Raw genomic sequence first — 18,257 nt, 5'->3', positions numbered from 1 at the left:
AAAACGTTTTTCTTTGACTAATTTCTCAATTTTTAATTCAAATACAAATTTGGTTAAACCTTTTCTTTCTTTTAAGAATCAAATTATTGATTTTCAGAATTCAAACGCTTTAAAATAACCGACCTTAGACGTTCCTCATTTTTGTCGCCCCAATTTCCCAACGTAGAAATTACGGGAATTAAGGTTTCTCCAAATTCAGTTAAACTGTACTCCACTTTTGGTGGTACGACAGGATAAATTTTCTTTGTAATCAGTTCGTGGTCTTCCAATTCTTTTAATTGAATATTTAAAACACGTCTTGTCGCATCGGGAATTTTTCGCTGAAGTTCACTTGGCCGTTGATGTCCTTGGTTGATAAACCATAACAAACGGATTTTCCATTTGCCATAAAGCACTTCGCCAATCAAATCTAATCCGCAGTTCAGGTTCGGTAAAATTTTTCTTTCATACATAAGACAAATGTAAACCTATGTTCCAAATTGTACAATAGGGGAAAAATTTATCCCTATCTGAATCGTAATTCCGTACTTGTCTAAACTGTTTTTATGTTCCAATTTTGTCCTATAAATAATTATTAAAAATGGAACAATTTAATTTCAATAACGAATTATCTGGCAAAATTGCCTTAGTAACTGGCGGAACAAAAGGAACCGGAAAAGCAATTGCAGAAAGACTTTCACAAGCTGGTGCAACCGTAATTATTACTGCGAGAAATACGCCAGAAGCAACCAACGAAAAACTACATTTCATTTCGGCAGATTTAAGTAAAGCAGAAGGAACGCAAAAAGTAATCGACGAAGTGTTATCGACTTATGGGAGGTTGGATATTCTTGTGAATAATCTTGGTTCTTCGTCAACACCTGCAGGTGGTTTTAGTGTATTGTCTGATGAAGATTGGGAATCGACTTTACAAGCTAATTTGCTTGCACCTGTAAGATTAGACAGAGGATTTTTACCACAAATGATTGAACGAAAAAATGGTGTAATTATTCACATTGCTTCCATTCAGGGTAAACTGCCTTTGTATGACTCTACTTTGCCGTATGCATCTGCAAAAGCAGGTTTGAGAAACTATAGTAAAAGCTTATCTAATGAAGTTTCGCCTAAAGGTGTTCGCGTGCTGACTGTTTCGCCAGGATGGATTAATACAACAGCTTCGAAAGCCTTTTTGGATGAGATTGCGAGAAATGCAAATAGTACTGTAGAAGAAGCACAGCAAAGTGTTATGAATGCATTGGGCGGAATACCAAATGGCAGACCTGCTGAACCGGAAGATGTAGCAGAATTGGTTGGTTTTCTAGTTTCGCCAAGAGCCAATTATCTGACAGGTACAGAATATATAATTGATGGAGGAACAGTTCCTACCATTTAAAATAAAATCGCCACTAATGCACAAATAAAAATCGTATTCTATTTTGAAGAAATTTTATTCGAAAAACTAAAAAATATGTGCATTCGTGGCAAAAAATAAAAATCAAAAAATATGAATTTACCAAAAGTAGTTACCGAATTAATTGAAACACAAAACAATTTTGACAGCGTTTCTTACGCCAAATGTTTTACCGAAACAGCCGTAGTTTTTGACGAAGGAAAAACGCACAACGGAAGAAAAGAAATCGAAAATTGGATAGAAAAGGCCAATAAAGAATATCAGGCAACGATGAAACCTCTTGAATATTCCGAAACCGAACATACATTAAAAACTGAAGTTTCCGGAACATTTCCAGGAAGTCCGATTACATTGACTTATCATTACGAATTTGAAGACGGGTTAATTCAATCTTTGAAAATCGTTTAAAACGAATATTTATGATTTATGAAACAAGGCTGAAGTTTGAACTTCAGCCTTTTATTATGGTTTACTGATTCCTAAGTTTTCATTGATATAAAGATTTGGGTAAATCATCAGCTTCGAAACAAAATCTGCAATACTTTTTCTGGAAATTGCAGAACCCGTTTCAGGCGTTCCTTTTATTGTGACCGAGTAATCGATTTCATCAGCATTGGTAAACCAATCCGGTCTTAAAATCGTGTAATCCAAACCTGAATCTTCAATCACATCTGCCAATTTTCTGTAAGGAACCAAAACCGGTTTCAGTGGCGTTTCATAAATTCCGATTGAACTGATGGCGATGATTCTTTGCACGCCTTCTTCCTGCATTGCTTTTACGATATTTTTGGTCATCAATTCGAGATTTCCTTCAAGATTTACATAAACAATATCTTGATTGGCAACAGCTTTTTTGATATCATTAAAATCCAAAGCGTCGCCTTCAATGATTTTACAATCTTCTGAAAGTTCTATTGAAATTCTGTTTTTGTTTCTTAAAAACAAAGTGAGTTCTATATTTTCTAAATTTTTGGAAGCTTCGATTACAGATTGCGCCAAACTTCCCGAAGCGCCGATTATCAGTACTTTTTTCATAATTTATTAGATTTTATTTGACTTTTAAATAAAAATCTGCGGAAAACATTTTCTCCGCAGATTGACACTACTATTTTTTTTGAATTGACTGAACAATTATTTCCCAACTCTCGCCTGCAAAGAAGCAGGATAACGTTCTCCAACAATCTGAATTTGTTTTAAAGCTAAATTGATTCTGTTTAATTCTTCTTCATTTAGATGAACATTCACGGCACCAACATTTTCTTCCAAACGATGGATTTTTGTTGTCCCCGGAATCGGAGCGATGTAAGATTTCTGAGCCAACAACCAACTCAAAGCAACCTGCGCCGAAGTCGCATTATTCTCGATAGCTACCGCTTTTACCAAATCAACCAACTCCTGATTGGCTTTTCTGTTTTCTTCGGAAAAACGAGGAACAATATTTCTGAAATCATTCGCATCAAATTTTGTATCAGCATTGATTGCTCCCGTCAAAAACCCTTTCCCAAGCGGGCTGAACGGAACAAAACCAATATTTAATTCTTCCAACAATGGCAAAATTTCATTTTCCGGTTCACGCCAAAACATAGAATATTCGCTTTGAAGCGCCGTCACAGGCAAAACTGCGTGCGCTTTTCTGATGCTTTCCACACCGGCTTCACTCATTCCGAAATGTTTTACTTTTCCTTCAGCAATCAAATCTTTCACAGTTCCCGCCACGTCTTCCATTGGAACATTTGGGTCAACTCTGTGTTGATACAACAAATCGATAACGTCAGTCTGAAGGTATTTTAAAGAATTTTCTACAACCTGACGAATTCTTTCCGGACGGCTGTCAACACCTTTTGTAGCATCACCATCAGGAAACCCGAATTTCGTAGCCAAAACCACTTTATCTCTGAAAGATTTCACCGCTTTTCCAAGAAATTGCTCATTCAAACCTTGACTGTAAGCTTCCGCCGTATCGAAAAATGTGATTCCTAAATCGTATGCTTTTTGAATCAATGCAATTGCATCGGCTTCACTGGTTGCAGGACCATAACCGAAAGTCAATCCCATACAACCTAATCCTAATTCGGATACTTCTAAGTTTTGTCCTAAAGTTCTTGTTTTCATATTTTTTTTAATTCTATTTTATCTCTATTTATGGATGGAAAATTTTGAACACTAAGTTCACAAAGCTTTTATTTAACTAACTTTTTAAGGTTCACAAAGCCGCTAACGCTTATATAAGGTCATTTTTTTTCATCTCGCTGATTTTGCAGATGAAGCAGATTTTAATTTTAATGAATCTGCAAAATCAACTTAATCTGCGAGAGAAAATGTTCTTTTTTCACAGTACAAATGTCCGATGAATCCTCAAAGCTTTTGTTATACAGATTACTGCTCTGCTTACCATTTTTACAGATTGGGGTATTTACAGTTTGTTTAAAGTGATTGTGGAATAAAACAATTATAATAGAGAGAATATCTTATGAAACCGAATCTCGCAGCCCGACTTGAGTGGAGCTCTTTTTGCAAATTTCAGCAGTGGGAAAGCTTTGGGAAATTTGCAAAAAAGCGGGAACGGAAGGCGGAAAAGCTGCCATAAAAAATAAATTCTTACAACATCTCCATCAAATCCTGCTTCGATAACTTTTTGAAAACCGAATTGTCTGTGGTAATCAAATCATTCGCCAACTCTTTTTTTGATTGCTGAAGTTTCATAATTTTTTCTTCAACCGTGTTGGGACAAATCAACCGTACGGCAATGACGTTTTTCTTTTGTCCGATGCGGTAACAGCGGTCGATGGCCTGATTTTCAACGGCAGGATTCCACCACGGGTCTACGAGATAGACGTAATCGGCTTCGGTTAAATTCAATCCAGTTCCGCCGGCTTTTAAACTGATTAAAAACACACGAACTTGGTCATTTTCCTGAAATTGATTGACTTTTGCGGCTCTGTTTTTTGTCTGTCCGGTAAGATATTCGAACGGGATATTTCTTTTTTGAAGTTCTTCTTTTATCAAATCAAGCATTGAAACAAACTGTGAAAAAACCAGAATCTTGTGTTGGGAAGATTTGTTTTCAATCTGCTCCATCAGAACTTCAATTTTTGCCGAACTATCACCGAATTGTTCTTCGTCTTTTAAAAGCGCCGGAGAATCGCAAATTTGTCTCAGCTTCGTCAATCCCGTCAAAACGTGCATACTGTTTTTGGCGATTTCGTGCTCGTCTTTTGCCGAAATATATTCCCGCAATTCCTTTTCGTAAGCATTATAAATCCGCCTTTGCTCCTCTCCCATTTCGCAATAAATCACCATTTCTGTTTTGTCTGGAAGTTCTTTTGCAACCTGCTTTTTGGTTCGTCTGAGGATAAAAGGTTTTATTTTTTGCTGTAAATCTGTCGCCCGTTTTGTATTTTCAAATTTATCAATCGGGATGGAATAAATATCTCTGAAATATTGCTTACTTCCCAACAAACCAGGAATAGCAAAGGAAAGTTGCCCATAGATATCGAACGTATTATTTTCAATAGGAGTTCCTGTTAAGACGACTTTGTTTCTCGATGTTAATAATCTTGCAGCTCTGTAGCGTTCAGAATTTGGATTTTTAATGGCTTGAGATTCGTCTAGAAACACATAATTGAAATTAAATTCTTTTAAAAACCGAATATCGGAAAGCAGCATTCCATAAGTCGTGAGCACAATTTCGTGACCTGCAAAATGAAGCGTATTTTTAATTCTGTTGGCACCGTAATGTGTCAAAATTTTAATCGAAGGCGCAAACTTTTCCACTTCTGCCTGCCAATTGAAAAGCAAGGAAGTCGGCACCACGACAAGATTGGTATTTTGAGGATGCTTTTTATTTTGTGAAAGGATGAATGCAATGATTTGAAGTGTTTTCCCAAGTCCCATATCGTCGGCAAGACAACTTCCAAAATTGAAATCATCGAGATAATTCAGCCAGTCGAGCCCTTGTTTTTGATAATCCCGAAGCGTTGCATTCAATTCTGCTGGAACTTCAGTTTCGGGAATGTGTTGATTTTCAGACAACGCTTTGTTGTACGTTTCGATTTCTTCACTGACTTCTTTGCTTAAAACGTTCTCATCAAAGAGGTTTTTAATTTCAGAAAAATTACTTTTTGGCAATCTCAAAAGTTCATCATAAATCTCGCCGGAATCGAAATAGTGATTGAGTTTTTTCATCCATTCTTCGGGCAAAATCCCGTTCGTTCCGTCGTCTAACTGTACAAATTTGCTTTTGTTTCGGATAGATTTATGCAATTGTTTCAATGAAGCTTTCTGCTTCCCGAATTTCACATCAATTTCTGTATTAAACCAATTAATTCCGCTGACAACCGCTATGGAAACCACCGCTTTATTGGCGTTGAGCTTGTTCTTTTTTAATTCATTAAAACCTAAAATTACAATGCCTTCATTCCGCCATTTTTCAAAAGCTTCTAAGAACCAATTTTCGTCCAGAAACTTGTCTTTGTGCAGATAAAAATATTCGTATTGCTCGATTTGTTCGGCAAATTCCGAATGCTGCTGCATAATCATCGCCGTAAGCTTTATCTCTTCTTGGTCATCTCTTTCTACCTGAAAAACATTGCCGTTTCGGTCGGTATCAAATATCTGTTTCCTCGAAAAAACAGGAATTTCCACATTGCCATATTTCATCACCGGCGTTATCGAAATATACTCATTCTGGTCTGCCAAATAAATGATTTTCTCGACCTTTTCGTCAAACGATTTCTCCGCCAATTGCTTTTGTGTAGCGGGTTGTATGTAGGCATAGCTAATCTTGATTTGCTTTTCTAAATTGGTTAGAATGTTTTGTTTAAATTCCTCAAATTTGGATGAGTGAACCAGCAGAATCTCTCTGTTCGATTTAAAAAATCCCAAAACCCGAAGCATATCCAGATTGGTAACCAAATGCAGCGTTTTGTCTTGGAAAAGGAAATAATTAAACTGAATTTTAATATTTCTAAACGGCTGCAAAACGTCATTCAGCCAAAGCCCACCCGTGATTTCGAAGAAAGGTTCTTTTTTGAAAACAGAAAGTTCAATATCCGCATTTAATGATTTTAAATCAACCGAAACGATGGATTTTGTGGAAATATTCTCTGAAATATCTTTGTCGTGATAAAATGTTGGCAATTGTAATGGATTTTTCACCACCATTTTTAAAGCTTCGAGGTCGGCATCATCCTTTTCTTCGGTTTGATGATTCTCAAATGTCAAAACAGCGGTATAGAATTTTGCTTCATCGATGGTTTCGGCTTTCCAAATCAGATTTGAAGGGTTAATCGCCATTATTGGATTTTTAATTTTTCCAAATTGTGTGGTTTCTGCTTCAAAAAGTTCAATACCGAATCGGTCGTAATATTTATGCTTTTTAATGACCAAAAACATTTTTTTTGAAGGATTTTGAATTTTAATTTCGTGAAATTGATTGTTTTTTTTAGGCAATAATTTCTGCTGCAGTTCATCAGAATTCAGCTTAATTAATTCTTTAATTTTAGGCTCGATTCTTAAAGAATTATGAACGTGTTCCGGCTGGAAATATTCATCAAGATTTGGTTCATTTTCTAAACCATAATCTTTTGCGAAGTCTTGCAATTTCTTCCGTCGAAGCATTTCATCAAAGAAAACACGTAAATCCGGTCGTTCAATAATCGTGTACAAAACCTGAGCTTGGTGGCTGCACATTTTGGTTTTTGGAGTATCACACGGACATTCTAAAATAAGCGAACTACCAATAAAATTGACTGCAACGCTGGGAAAATCAATGTTCGATAAAGGTTTATAAAACACACCGGAATTGATTTCAATAAAATAAGGCTGAATATCCTTCAAATTTTCCTTCTCAATATCAATCCTTTCTGAGCAATGCTTTTGAATATCAAAAATCGAAAAACCTGAGAAGTTGATGTTTTCAAAAATGTATTGATTTCTAAGTTCCTGCATTATTTTTTTAGAGGTTGATATTTGGATGAGTTCAGATTTTCTTTATGTTTATTTAAAGTCAATAAGTACATTTAATAAAGGAAATACTCAACTTTAAGATGAGCTAAATTAATAAAAAAATGCTGAGTTTCCGTTACAATTTTTAGGAATTAAAATATTCAAATTAAGGAAATCTTTCAATTGAAATAATTATCTCGTATCTTTGATTTTTACAAAGAAAATGAGTTCGATTACCATCAAAGAATTTTATCAGGATATTTTGGGAGAAACTTGTCCTGACATCAATCAATTCCTTACTGAAAACATCAATAAGGATATTGGTCACTTCAATGTTTTTGATATTTCTGAAATCTACAGAACTTGCAAATCGAAAACCGAAATGCCTTACAACAGGAGAACTTATTACAAAATAAGTCTCATAAACGGCAAAAATAAAGTGGAATATGCAGACAAAACCATCGAAATTGAAGATTGCGCCGTTCTTTTTGCTTCTCCAAAAATCCCTTACAATTACACCCATCAATGCACTGAGCAATCGGGACATTTTTGTGTTTTTACTAAAGATTTTTTACCAACTTCAAAGATTGGATTGGAACTCGACCTTCTTCCGGTTTTCTCGCCTCAGAGCGATTTTATCTTTCAAATTTCGACAGAACAGTTTCATCAATTTGAAGCAATTTTTCTGAAAATGCACGAAGAAATCAAGTCTGATTATGTTTATAAATATGATTTGCTGAGAAATTACGTGATGGAATTGATACATTTTGGTCAGAAATTACAACCGATTTTACCTGTCGAAAATAACAAAACTGCCGCTTCCAGAACCACAACGCTGTTCATTGAATTATTGGAAAGACAGTTTCCTATTGAAAATATCAGTCAGCTTTTACAACTGAAAACACCGGCAGATTTTGCAGGAATATTAGGCGTTCACGTGAATCATCTCAACAGAGTTCTAAAAGAAACAACAGGAAAAACAACTGGCGAAATCATTGGAAGCCGAATTTTTCAGGAAGCCAAAATATTGCTGACCCAAACACAATGGAATGTTTCGGAAATCGCTTTCACATTAGGTTTTGAAGAAGTTGCTCATTTTTCTAACTTCTTCAAGAAACACAGCAAGCAATCGCCACAACATTACCGAGAATTATCGATTGTTTGATTTTCACAAACTTTAATTTGATTTATGCAAACACTCTGATGTACTAATTTTTCAACTTTGTACCATTAAATAAAACAATAAAAAAATGGCAAGTAAAATAGCATTAGTAACTGGCGGAAGCCGTGGATTGGGTAAAGATTCAGCTTTACAATTGGCAAAAAGAGGATTCGATGTCATATTGACTTATCAAACCAAAAAAGAGTTTGCAGATGAAGTGGTAAAAGAAATCGAAAACATCGGACAAAAAGCATTCGCTTTACCTTTGGATATTTCTACCACTGCAGGTTTTGACCAATTCGCAACTGAAGTAAAAGAGGTTTTGGACACTCAGTTTTCTTCTGCAAAATTGGATGCTTTGGTCAACAACGCAGGAATCGGAATCAATCAAAGTTTTGAAACGACTACTGAAGAAATTTTGGATGCGATGACGAATATCCATTTCAAAGGGCCTTATTTCTTAACTCAAAAACTATTACCATTATTGAACGACGGAAGCAGCGTTGTGAATACATCTTCTGGATTGGCAAGATTCTCGTTTGCAGGATATTCGGCTTATGGTGCGATGAAAGCGGCAATCGATTCTTTGTCAAGATATCAGGCTTTGGAATTGGGAAGCAGAAAAATCCGAGTGAATTCTATCGCACCCGGTGCGATTGAAACTGATTTTGGAGGCGGTGCAGTTCGTGATAGTGCGGAATATAATCAGTTGGTTTCTTCACAAACAGCTTTGGGAAGAGTTGGTTTGCCGGATGATATCGGAAGTGTGGTTGCGTTTCTTTGTTCAGACGATTCTAAATGGATTAATGCGCAGAGAATCGAAGTTGCAGGAGGATTTAGAATCTAATTGATGGATTTTTTCTCGCTGATTTTGCAGATTGAGCAAGTTTTTAATTTTCATTTGTCAAATTGATGAGAAATAAAATCTTATTCTGAATTGATAAGTTCTAAAAATCAGGCTAAAATTTATAAAAAAGCCCGTTCGACGAATTGTTGAGCGGGCTTTTTGCGTAAGGGATAGTAGCGGCATCCTTTTTTGTTATTGCGATTGCTGAAAGGTTCTATTGATTATCTAATTTCGTTCGCAATAACAAAAAAGATATAGCGGATAGCCCGACCCGCTTGCATTTTTGCCTTGTGGAAATGTTCTTTCGAAAACCAAAACTTCTGGCAAAAATGCAAAGGGATACGCCCAGAAACACCGAAAAATGATACGGATTACGGATTCTCTTACCATTATTACTGATTGGCGTAAAGGAATGATGATTAGCGGGTTAGATTGTTTAATTTTGCTCTGTAAAATGATTGTGTGATGAATGAAACCCTATTTTTTAACAGTGTGAGCGATTACAACACGTCTTGTGGTGCGGAAACGACGCATCCGCTGGTGAGTATTCTGGATTTGTCGAAATGTCCGCCACGCAAGTGGAAAGCCGGAACGACGGTGAAAATGAATTTTGGTGTGTACGGAATTTTCCTGAAAGATGTGGTTTGTGGTGACATCCGTTATGGTCGTGATTACTACGATTATCAGGAAGGAACGATGGTTTTTGTGGGTCCTGGACAGGCTTGGAACGTGGAATATGAGACATCTAATTATCAGCCTCAAGGTCACGTTTTGATTTTTCATCCGGATTTGATTCACGGGACTTCGCTGGGGAAGATTATTCAGGATTATGGATTTTTCTCTTATCAGATGAATGAGGCTTTGCATCTTTCGGAAAAGGAAAGGCAGGTTGTTTTGGATTGTTTTGCGAATATTGAATTTGAGTTACGACAGACGATTGATAAGCACAGCAAGAAGTTGATTACTTCGAATATCGAATTGTTTTTGAACTATTGCGACCGTTTTTATGACCGTCAATTTATTACTCGAGACAACGTTAACAAAGGTGTTCTTGAACGTTTTGAAGTTTTGCTCAATGATTATTTTTCTTCTGACAAACCTCAGAATATTGGTTTTCCGTCGGTGAGTTATTGTGCGGATGAACTGAGTCTGTCTCCTAATTATTTTGGTGATTTGGTGAAAAAAGAAACGGGAAAATCTGCTCAGGAATATATTCAGCAAAAGTTGATTGATATTGCGAAAGAACGGATTTTTGATGTGGAAAAATCGATTAGTCAGGTGGCTTGTGATTTGGGATTCAAATATCCTCAGCATTTTACGAGGTTGTTTAAGCAGAAGGTTGGGATGAGCCCGAATGAGTATAGGAATTTGAATTGATTTAAGAGGCTGTTTAAAAATGATAAAAAATCTTTAAACCACAAAAGTCACAAAAGTTGTTACACTTTTTAAGTTTATCAAAAGTTCAAAAAAGGAATCTGTTTTTAAAACTTAACTTTTTTGCTCTTTTGTTCAGCTTTTTTGTAGATTTTCTTTTGTGACTTTTGTGGTTTAAATTATTCCCAAACTTTCAAGTCATAAGCAGCCTGCCAAAACTGAAACTCGAGTTTGGAAGCTGTGATAAAAGCTTCATTCATTCGGTTTCTTATTTCTGGAGTTGTGTTTTCGGCGGCTTTGTTGCAAATCTCGATGGCAGTTTTAACGGCAACGGCAAAATCTTCTCCGCCGTAAGTCTCTATCCAGCTTTGGTAAGGATTTTCTGAGGTTTGTTCAAGATTCAGAATATAATCTCCGACTTCTTTATAAATCCAAAAGCAAGGTAAAGTCGCTGCAAAAGCCACTTCAACAGGCTCAAAAGCTGCGGTACTTCTCAAAAAATGAATATAATGATGACAAACAGGCTCTAAAATTCCTTTGTTGAAAATTTCAAATTCTTTAAAATAAGATTCGTGCAAAGCATTTTCAACGACAATCGCATTTTCTGCAAATCTCATATACGCCAAAGCATCTTCAATCTGATGCGCCTTACTGCCAATTAAGGCTAAAGTTCTTCCGAAATGTTCCAAATACAAAGAATCCTGAGCAATATAAAACTGGAATTTTTCTTTGTCTAAAGTTCCATCGGACAATTCCTTAATAAAAGGCATTTCAATGATGTCGTTGTAAATATTTTCAATTGATTTCCAGGCGTTTTCAGACCAATTCATTCTTGATAAGTTTTTGAGGATTAAAAAAGTGATTCAAAGGCCCGTTTCCTTTTCCGGTCTTTACGTCGCTTCCTTTAAGAATCGCTTCTGAAACATAGTTTTGAGCAAAAGCCACAGCTTCACCCATAGATTTTCCTCTCGCAATGAAAGAAGCAATCGCTGATGACAATGTGCAACCCGAACCGTGGGTATTTTTTGTATTTAATTTTAAAGATTCAAAATTTTGAAAATCATCATTATCACTATAAAATAGAGAGGTTATTTTTTCGGTGGTTTGATGACCGCCTTTCAATAAAATATGCTTACAACCTAACTTTTTGATGTTTTCTCCGGCAATTTTCATATCATCTAAAGTTTTCACTTCCATATTGGCTAAAATTGAAGCTTCATCCATATTCGGAGTGATGATATCTGAAATTGGGAAAAGTTTCTCAATAATCGTCTGAATGGTTTCTTCTTCAATCAGCCGATGTCCGCTTGTTGCAACCATCACAGGGTCAAATACAATCGGAGCTTTTTTATATTTGGCTAAAGTTTCCACAATGGTTTCAACCAATTCAGGAGTGTGAACCATTCCGATTTTGATGGCGTCAGGAAAAATGTCATCTAAAATTGATTCAATCTGTTCGGAAACTGCTTCGACTGGAATCGGAAAAATATTTCGAACGCCCATCGTATTTTGAACAGGCAAAGCCGTCAAAACTGACGTTGCATAACATCCTAAAGCTGAAATCGTTTTTATATCAGCCTGAATTCCGGCGCCTCCACTTCCGTCAAAACCAGCAATCGTGAGAACTGATGGATATTTGTATTTTGTCATTTGTTGATTTCATTTTTTAGATTAAAAGCTGCTTTTTGAGGATTTCCAGCACTGCAGATTTCAGAAACCACAGCGATACAATCTGCTCCTGAATCTATCACAGCTCTGGCATTTTTTAAGTGAATATTTCCGATGGCAACCAGTGGTTTATCTGTCAGTTTTCTGATTTTCATTAAACCTTCCAATCCCCATTCTGTAACCGTATCTGTCTTCGTGTCAGTTCTGAAAACCGGACTAATTCCCAAATAATCCGAAACAACAGTTTCCTGATTTTCAAGTTGCTCCAAATACTCGATGGAATACCCAATCATTTTATTTTGAAATGAATTTTCTCTCAAAACAGTTGGTTGAGTATCATTATTACCGACGTGAATTCCAAAAGCATCGACTTCTTTGGCTACGAAAGTATTATCATTAATGATTAAAGGAATTCCATACTTGTCAGTAATTTCTTTGAGACGAATGGCTTTTTCAAGAAAATCCTGGTCAGAAGCATTTTTCTCACGTAATTGAATAATATCTACTCCACCTAAAATTGATTGTTCGGCAACTTCAAGAAAGTTTCTTCCTTTACAATCAGCTTCGGAAATCACAAGATATAATTGATAAGGAAATGATTGTATTAAACTCATTTCTTAGAAACTTTTACATTTTCAAAAAATTCCTTTTCAGAAATATTGTAAAGCTTATCTAAAATATTCATTTGAAGACTTCCCGGTCCGTTTGAAATTTTTTCAGATAATTCTCCTGCAATTCCAAGAAGTGCCATCGCAGCAACAGTAGATTCATTTTTATTTTCAGAAATTCCGGCAAAAGCTCCAACAATTGCTGAAGCAGAACAACCCAAACCTGTTACTTTGGTCATTAATGGATGTCCGTTTTCAACAAAATAAGTTTCTTTATCATCAATAATAATATCTGTAGCTCCCGAAATGCAAACTACAGATTGATAGTTTTCAACAAGATATTTTGCGGCATTAATTGCTTCATTACTTTCTGCTGTACTGTCAACTCCTTTTGTGACAGTTTTATTGGCTTTGGCTAAAGCGATAATTTCCGAGGCATTTCCTCTAATTACAGTTGGCTTGAATTGTAAAAGCTTCGCCAAAACCTCATCTCTGAAAGAAGTTGCACCCGCTCCCACCGGATCAAGAATCCAAGTTTTATTAAGTTTCAAAGCTTCTTCTGCAGCAATCAACATCGATTCAGACCAATATTCATTGAGTGTTCCTATATTGATAACGACGGCATTAGAAATGGCGACTATTTCTTTGATTTCTGATTTTGCGTGAGCCATAATCGGTGAAGCTCCGACTGCCAAAAGCGCATTGGCGGTGTTATTCATTACCACAAAATTGGTAATATTATGAACAAGCGGCGATTGATTTTTTACAGATTGAATGTAATTCCAAAGGTTGTTTTCCATTTACTTTTTGATTTAAATAAGCTTTAGGAAAACAGATAGAATAAGAAAGAAAACATCAAAAGATGCATTCCTGCTTTTCCCTACGTCGATGTGAGTCGTATCAGGTTCAAAGGGACTCTCTCAATTCTTTTCAGAATACCCCTAAAGCGTGAAACAAATATACAATATTTTGGAGTTAAACTCAAAAATAATCATGATGAAATCTCAAATTTAATGATGAAACGAACTTATAGTTCTTACATATTTAGTAAATGATTAACATCTGAAAGAACCTTATATAAAACCATTTTTTGTATGTTAGCGAACGAAAAAAAATTATAAATCTCAAATTAGAGATATTAATCCATTCATTTATCAAATCCAAAAAAAATGACTGAAGAACAAAAAATTAAGGTAAGAGAAATTAACAATCAAATTATAGCTGACAAAAATTATAGATTCAATTCTTGGCTTCCTGTTTTGGAAGACCCAAATACAAGAAGTTTAGACAAAATAAAAGGCAGAATGTCGGTGATGAATGCTTTAATTAATATTTCATTTGAAGCTCCGATATCTTTTATCAGAAAATGGATTGAAAAACATGATTTAACTTCACATCTTTCCAATTGGGAAAATGAAATTCTGCTTAAAGATAATGACGAACTGAGCGATTACGAAAATAACTCTCTGCGATGGTATCTTGAAGGACTTTGGGCATTGATGTGGGCAACAAAAGTAGTTTCAAATATAGATGAAACAGAATGGTGTGGCGAAAACATGGCAACATTTTTACCCAATCTTGAGGAAAATGAAAATAATGAAAAAATCGAACAGCTAACTGAATTAAGAACTGATGATGAAATTTACAATATGCTTGATTTATATTATCGTTATCATTGGTATTGTGTGGATGAAAGAATAAAAGGTGTTGAAGCCAAAATTAATGAAGGTATTGTCTACGAGAGAAGAAAAGCTTTGGAATGGCTCATTAATAAAGATTCTGATTGGGATGATATAGAGATGGGAACGTAAACAACAATTAATATTCATTAAACAATAAATCTACCACAACCTCGTTGTTTAGGCAGTTGTAAGCTTATATTTCTCAAATCTATGACTAAAATATTTAATTAAAAGTTAAAAATCATTGATTGGAATTTAAAACTTATCCTTCATTAAAAAAATAAACTAGAAAAATTGATACACAAAACATCCTTTAAAGTTGCAACAACTATTGCTGCGGTCTGTTTCAGCACAGTCGTTTTTGCACAGCAGAAATATTCTGTAAGCGGAACAATTAAAGATCAGAAAAACGGTGAGTTACTTCTTGGAGTTGCCGTGAAAGTTGCCGAAGATCCAACGATTTCTGTTATCGCCAATGAATACGGATTTTACTCGCTTTCTCTTCCGCAAGGCACTTATACTTTGGTTGTTTCCAATCCTGGTTTTAAAGATTTTCAACAAAATATTACAGTTGAAAGTGATTTAAAATTAAATCTGCAATTGAATCAGGAAGGAAATGACAGAGTGAAAGAAATTGATGAAGTTGTAATTTCTGCGGTGAAGAAAGACAAAAATCTTTCATCTGCACAAATGGGAACTGAAACTTTAAGTATTAAACAAATCGATAAGCTTCCTGTATTATTCGGTGAAAAAGATGTGATGAAAACCATTCAACTTTTGCCCGGAATTAAGAGTAATGGTGAAGGAAGCAGCGGATTTTCCGTAAGAGGTGGCGCAACCGACCAGAATTTGATTTTATTGGATGAAGCAGCGGTATACAACGCTTCGCATTTGCTTGGATTTTTCAGTACTTTCAACAGTGATGCGTTGAAAGATGTGAGTATCATTAAAGGAAATAGTCCGGCTCAATACGGAGGTCGACTTTCTTCTGTTTTAGACGTTAAAATGAAAGACGGAAACAACAAAGATTATAACGTAAACGGAGGAATTGGATTAATCAGTAGTAGATTAAGCGTAGAAGGACCGATTCAGAAAGAAAAATCTTCATTTATTGTTTCGGGAAGACGAACTTATGCCGATGTTTTTTTGAAAGCAACGGATGATTTTAAAGACAGTAAGCTCTATTTTTATGATTTAAATTTAAAAGCCAATTATCAGATTAATGACAATAACCGTTTGTATTTATCGGGATATTTTGGAAGAGATGTTTTAGGTTTGGGCGATACTTTTTCAACAGACTGGGGAAATACAACAGCAACTTTGCGTTGGAACAGTATTATCAACAGTAAATTATTTTCAAATACTTCATTCATTTACAGCAATTACAATTATAATGTTGCGTTGAGCAGTAACAACAATACTTTCGGATTGGATTCTGAAATTGAAGACTGGAATTTAAAACAGGATTTCTCTTGGTTTGCAGGAAATAAACATTCAGTTAAATTTGGTTTACAATCTATTTATCATACGATTACGCCAAGTAGTGCTTCGGGAACGAGTGTAAGTAGTTTTCCACGAAACCCGAGATATTCCTGGGAAAATGCAGTGTATATCAACGATGATTTTAAAGCAACTGAAAAACTGACAATTAATTACGGAGCGAGATTGGCAATGTTCAGTGTTTTGGGTGGCGATACTTTTAACACTTATCAAAATGGAGTTTTAACTGATTCTGAATTTTTAGAAAAAGGAAAATTCGGAAAAACGTATATCAATCTTGAACCCAGAATTACAGCGAATTACAGAATTAATGAAGTGAGCAGTGTGAAAGGAGGTTACTCTAGAAATACACAGAATTTACATTTATTAAGCAACAGCGGAAGCGGAAACCCGACCGATCAGTGGATTGGAAGCAGTTACACTGTAAAGCCAGAAATTTCAGACCAAATCAGTGCAGGTTACAGCCGAAATTTCAACAACAATAATTATGAATTGAATGCCGAGATTTATTACAAATCAATGCAGAATCAAATCGATTATAAAAACGGTGCGCAAATTTCATTTGATACTGCCGCAGATGTAGAAAGTGAGTTGTTATTCGGAAAAGGAAGAGCTTATGGTTTAGAATTAATTGCCAAAAAGAAAAGCGGAAAGTTAACAGGTTGGATTTCTTATACTTTATCTAAAACCGAGAGAAAAATAGACGGAATCAATGATAATCAATGGTATGATGCAAGACAAGATAAAACGCATGACCTTTCCGTTGTAGCAACTTATCAGTTAAATCCAAAATGGTCTTTCTCTGGATTATTCCTTTACAGCACAGGAAATGCAGTGACTTTCCCAACCGGAAAATATGAACTGAACGGACAAACTATTTTCCAATACAGCAACAGAAACGCCGACAGAATGCCTGCTTATCACAGAATGGATTTGAGCGCAACCTATGAACCAATTTCTAACAAACGCTGGAAAGGTTCCTGGTCATTCGGAATTTACAATGTTTATGGAAGAGAAAATGCATACACAATTACTTTTGAAGATAATCCGAACAATCCTGGAACAACAAGAGCAATGCAGACTTCACTTTTCAAATGGGTTCCGAACATTACTTATAACTTCAAATTCTAATTTTATTATGAAAAATATATTTTTAATTATATTATCACTCTTTTTAGTCACTTCTTGTGAAAAAGAGATAGATTTAGATTTAGAAGACCAAAGTGGACAAATCGTGATTGAAGGAAACGTAACCGATCAAGCAGGTCCGTATTATGTGAAAATCACAAAATCGGTAGCTTTTACTCAGGCTAATCAATATCCAGCAATCGAAAATGCAAAGGTTGTTTTAAGCGACAACACAGGTCAAACCGAAACTTTACTATACGTAGGAAACGGAAGATATCAAACTTCAACTTTTGTTGGACAATCCGGAAGAACGTATACTTTGAAAATTCAGGCAGAAGGAAAAGAATATATTTCGACAAGTACAATGCCTGAAGCCGTTGTTTTCGAAGGTTTAGATCAGGATTCTTTCATAGTCGGTGGAGAAACAAGTTATACACTTTTACCCGTTTTTGCAGATCCCCAAGCTTTAGGAACCGTTATCTTTTCAGTTATACGGTTAACAATAATCCTAAGCAATATTTTTCGGAATTTTCAGACAATGTAAATAATGGAATGCCCAATCAGAGACCTTTAATTTTACCAAACGATGACGGTGAAGATCCTGATGACATCAAAGTTGTTGTAGGAGATACCATTCATGTAGAAATGCAATGTATTGACCAAAATGTCTACACCTTCTACTCTGCTCTTCTTCAACTTTCGGGAGGCGGTCCAGGAGGAGGAATTACTCCGGCAAATCCGCCAAGTAATATCAGTAACGGAGCTTTAGGATATTTTTCAGCACATACCGTGAGAAAGAAAAGTATTGTTATTCAATAAAAAAAATTATAATTTTAGTAAAAGCTATTTCATTACAACGGAATAGCTTTTTTATTACCCTGATTTTAAAGGTGTTTCAAAAATTAATTGCAAATTAACAGAATTTAACAGTTATCTGATGTAACAAATATTC

Annotated in this window: 16 protein-coding genes, 1 pseudogene and 1 riboswitch; of the genes and pseudogenes, 9 read left to right on the top strand and 8 right to left on the bottom strand. The window is 35.4% G+C overall.

The features are described from left to right. Positions 1-83: 83 nt before the first annotated feature. Positions 84-452 carry a winged helix-turn-helix transcriptional regulator gene (locus OF897_RS17175; RefSeq protein WP_267266905.1) on the bottom strand — a complete coding sequence of 123 codons (369 nt, stop codon included), beginning with the start codon at positions 450-452 and terminating at the stop codon, positions 84-86. 128 nt (positions 453-580) lie between these two features. Between OF897_RS17175 and OF897_RS17170 the strand changes: the two genes are divergently transcribed. Then, positions 581-1,372, top strand: a complete 792-nt coding sequence (locus OF897_RS17170) for an SDR family oxidoreductase (RefSeq protein ID WP_267266904.1) — start codon at positions 581-583, stop codon at positions 1,370-1,372. A gap of 111 nt (positions 1,373-1,483) precedes the next feature. Further along, the gene (locus OF897_RS17165; protein ID WP_267266903.1) at positions 1,484-1,798 is read left to right on the top strand and encodes a nuclear transport factor 2 family protein; all 315 of its coding nucleotides are present in this window, start codon (positions 1,484-1,486) and stop codon (positions 1,796-1,798) included. A 54-nt stretch (positions 1,799-1,852) separates the two neighbouring features. Here the strand turns inward: OF897_RS17165 and OF897_RS17160 are convergent, their stop codons facing one another. From OF897_RS17160 to OF897_RS17150, 3 genes are all read right to left on the bottom strand, one after another. After that, entirely contained in the window at positions 1,853-2,425 is a 573-nt protein-coding gene (locus tag OF897_RS17160) for an NAD(P)H-binding protein (RefSeq protein ID WP_267266902.1), read from the bottom strand. 96 nt (positions 2,426-2,521) lie between these two features. Then, positions 2,522-3,502 carry an aldo/keto reductase gene (locus tag OF897_RS17155; protein ID WP_267266901.1) on the bottom strand — a complete coding sequence of 327 codons (981 nt, stop codon included), beginning with the start codon at positions 3,500-3,502 and terminating at the stop codon, positions 2,522-2,524. A 486-nt stretch (positions 3,503-3,988) separates the two neighbouring features. Then, complete coding sequence (locus OF897_RS17150; protein ID WP_267266900.1) at positions 3,989-7,339, bottom strand: DEAD/DEAH box helicase; 3,351 nt, start codon at positions 7,337-7,339, stop codon at positions 3,989-3,991. A 220-nt stretch (positions 7,340-7,559) separates the two neighbouring features. Between OF897_RS17150 and OF897_RS17145 the strand changes: the two genes are divergently transcribed. From OF897_RS17145 to OF897_RS17135, 3 genes are all read left to right on the top strand, one after another. Continuing rightward, on the top strand, positions 7,560-8,501 hold the full coding sequence (locus tag OF897_RS17145; protein ID WP_267266899.1) for a helix-turn-helix domain-containing protein: 942 nt from the start codon (positions 7,560-7,562) through the stop codon (positions 8,499-8,501). Positions 8,502-8,586: 85 nt separating this feature from the next. Beyond that, positions 8,587-9,345, top strand: coding sequence for an SDR family NAD(P)-dependent oxidoreductase (locus tag OF897_RS17140; RefSeq protein WP_267266898.1), 759 nt, complete (start codon positions 8,587-8,589; stop codon positions 9,343-9,345). A 465-nt stretch (positions 9,346-9,810) separates the two neighbouring features. Further along, positions 9,811-10,722, top strand: coding sequence for a helix-turn-helix domain-containing protein (locus OF897_RS17135; RefSeq protein WP_267266897.1), 912 nt, complete (start codon positions 9,811-9,813; stop codon positions 10,720-10,722). Positions 10,723-10,898: 176 nt separating this feature from the next. Here the strand turns inward: OF897_RS17135 and tenA are convergent, their stop codons facing one another. From tenA to thiM, 4 genes are read right to left on the bottom strand one after another with little or no spacing between them, the layout of a single operon-like run. Then, the gene (gene tenA / locus OF897_RS17130; RefSeq protein ID WP_267266896.1) at positions 10,899-11,549 is read right to left on the bottom strand and encodes a thiaminase II; all 651 of its coding nucleotides are present in this window, start codon (positions 11,547-11,549) and stop codon (positions 10,899-10,901) included. After that, positions 11,536-12,369 carry a bifunctional hydroxymethylpyrimidine kinase/phosphomethylpyrimidine kinase gene (gene thiD / locus OF897_RS17125; protein WP_267266895.1) on the bottom strand — a complete coding sequence of 278 codons (834 nt, stop codon included), beginning with the start codon at positions 12,367-12,369 and terminating at the stop codon, positions 11,536-11,538. Before thiD ends, tenA begins: the two co-directional genes overlap by 14 nt. Next, entirely contained in the window at positions 12,366-13,001 is a 636-nt protein-coding gene (thiE, locus tag OF897_RS17120; protein ID WP_267266894.1) for a thiamine phosphate synthase, read from the bottom strand. The genes thiD and thiE overlap by 4 nt, the downstream gene beginning before the upstream one ends. Continuing rightward, positions 12,998-13,795 (bottom strand): hydroxyethylthiazole kinase, encoded by a 798-nt coding sequence (thiM, locus tag OF897_RS17115; protein ID WP_267266893.1) that lies wholly within the window; start codon positions 13,793-13,795, stop codon positions 12,998-13,000. Before thiM ends, thiE begins: the two co-directional genes overlap by 4 nt. Positions 13,796-13,855: 60 nt before the next feature. Beyond that, positions 13,856-13,948: riboswitch (TPP riboswitch) on the bottom strand. Between the two features lie 216 nt (positions 13,949-14,164). Between thiM and OF897_RS17110 the strand changes: the two genes are divergently transcribed. The 4 genes and pseudogenes from OF897_RS17110 to OF897_RS17095 form a co-directional block, all read left to right on the top strand. Continuing rightward, positions 14,165-14,806, top strand: coding sequence for a DUF4272 domain-containing protein (locus OF897_RS17110; RefSeq protein ID WP_267266892.1), 642 nt, complete (start codon positions 14,165-14,167; stop codon positions 14,804-14,806). Between the two features lie 165 nt (positions 14,807-14,971). Further along, complete coding sequence (locus tag OF897_RS17105; protein ID WP_267266891.1) at positions 14,972-17,308, top strand: TonB-dependent receptor; 2,337 nt, start codon at positions 14,972-14,974, stop codon at positions 17,306-17,308. Further along, positions 17,196-17,849 (top strand): DUF4249 family protein, encoded by a 654-nt coding sequence (locus tag OF897_RS17100; protein ID WP_407648342.1) that lies wholly within the window; start codon positions 17,196-17,198, stop codon positions 17,847-17,849. Before OF897_RS17105 ends, OF897_RS17100 begins: the two co-directional genes overlap by 113 nt. Continuing rightward, positions 17,846-18,124 (top strand): annotated as a pseudogene (locus OF897_RS17095) (DUF4249 domain-containing protein); the annotation flags it as partial. The gene OF897_RS17100 and the pseudogene OF897_RS17095, both read left to right, overlap by 4 nt. Positions 18,125-18,257: the final 133 nt, after the last annotated feature.

This window comes from Chryseobacterium formosum (assembly GCF_026460885.1).
GTDB lineage: Bacteria > Bacteroidota > Bacteroidia > Flavobacteriales > Weeksellaceae > Chryseobacterium > Chryseobacterium formosus.
This window is presented reverse-complemented; position numbering and strand designations above follow the sequence as displayed.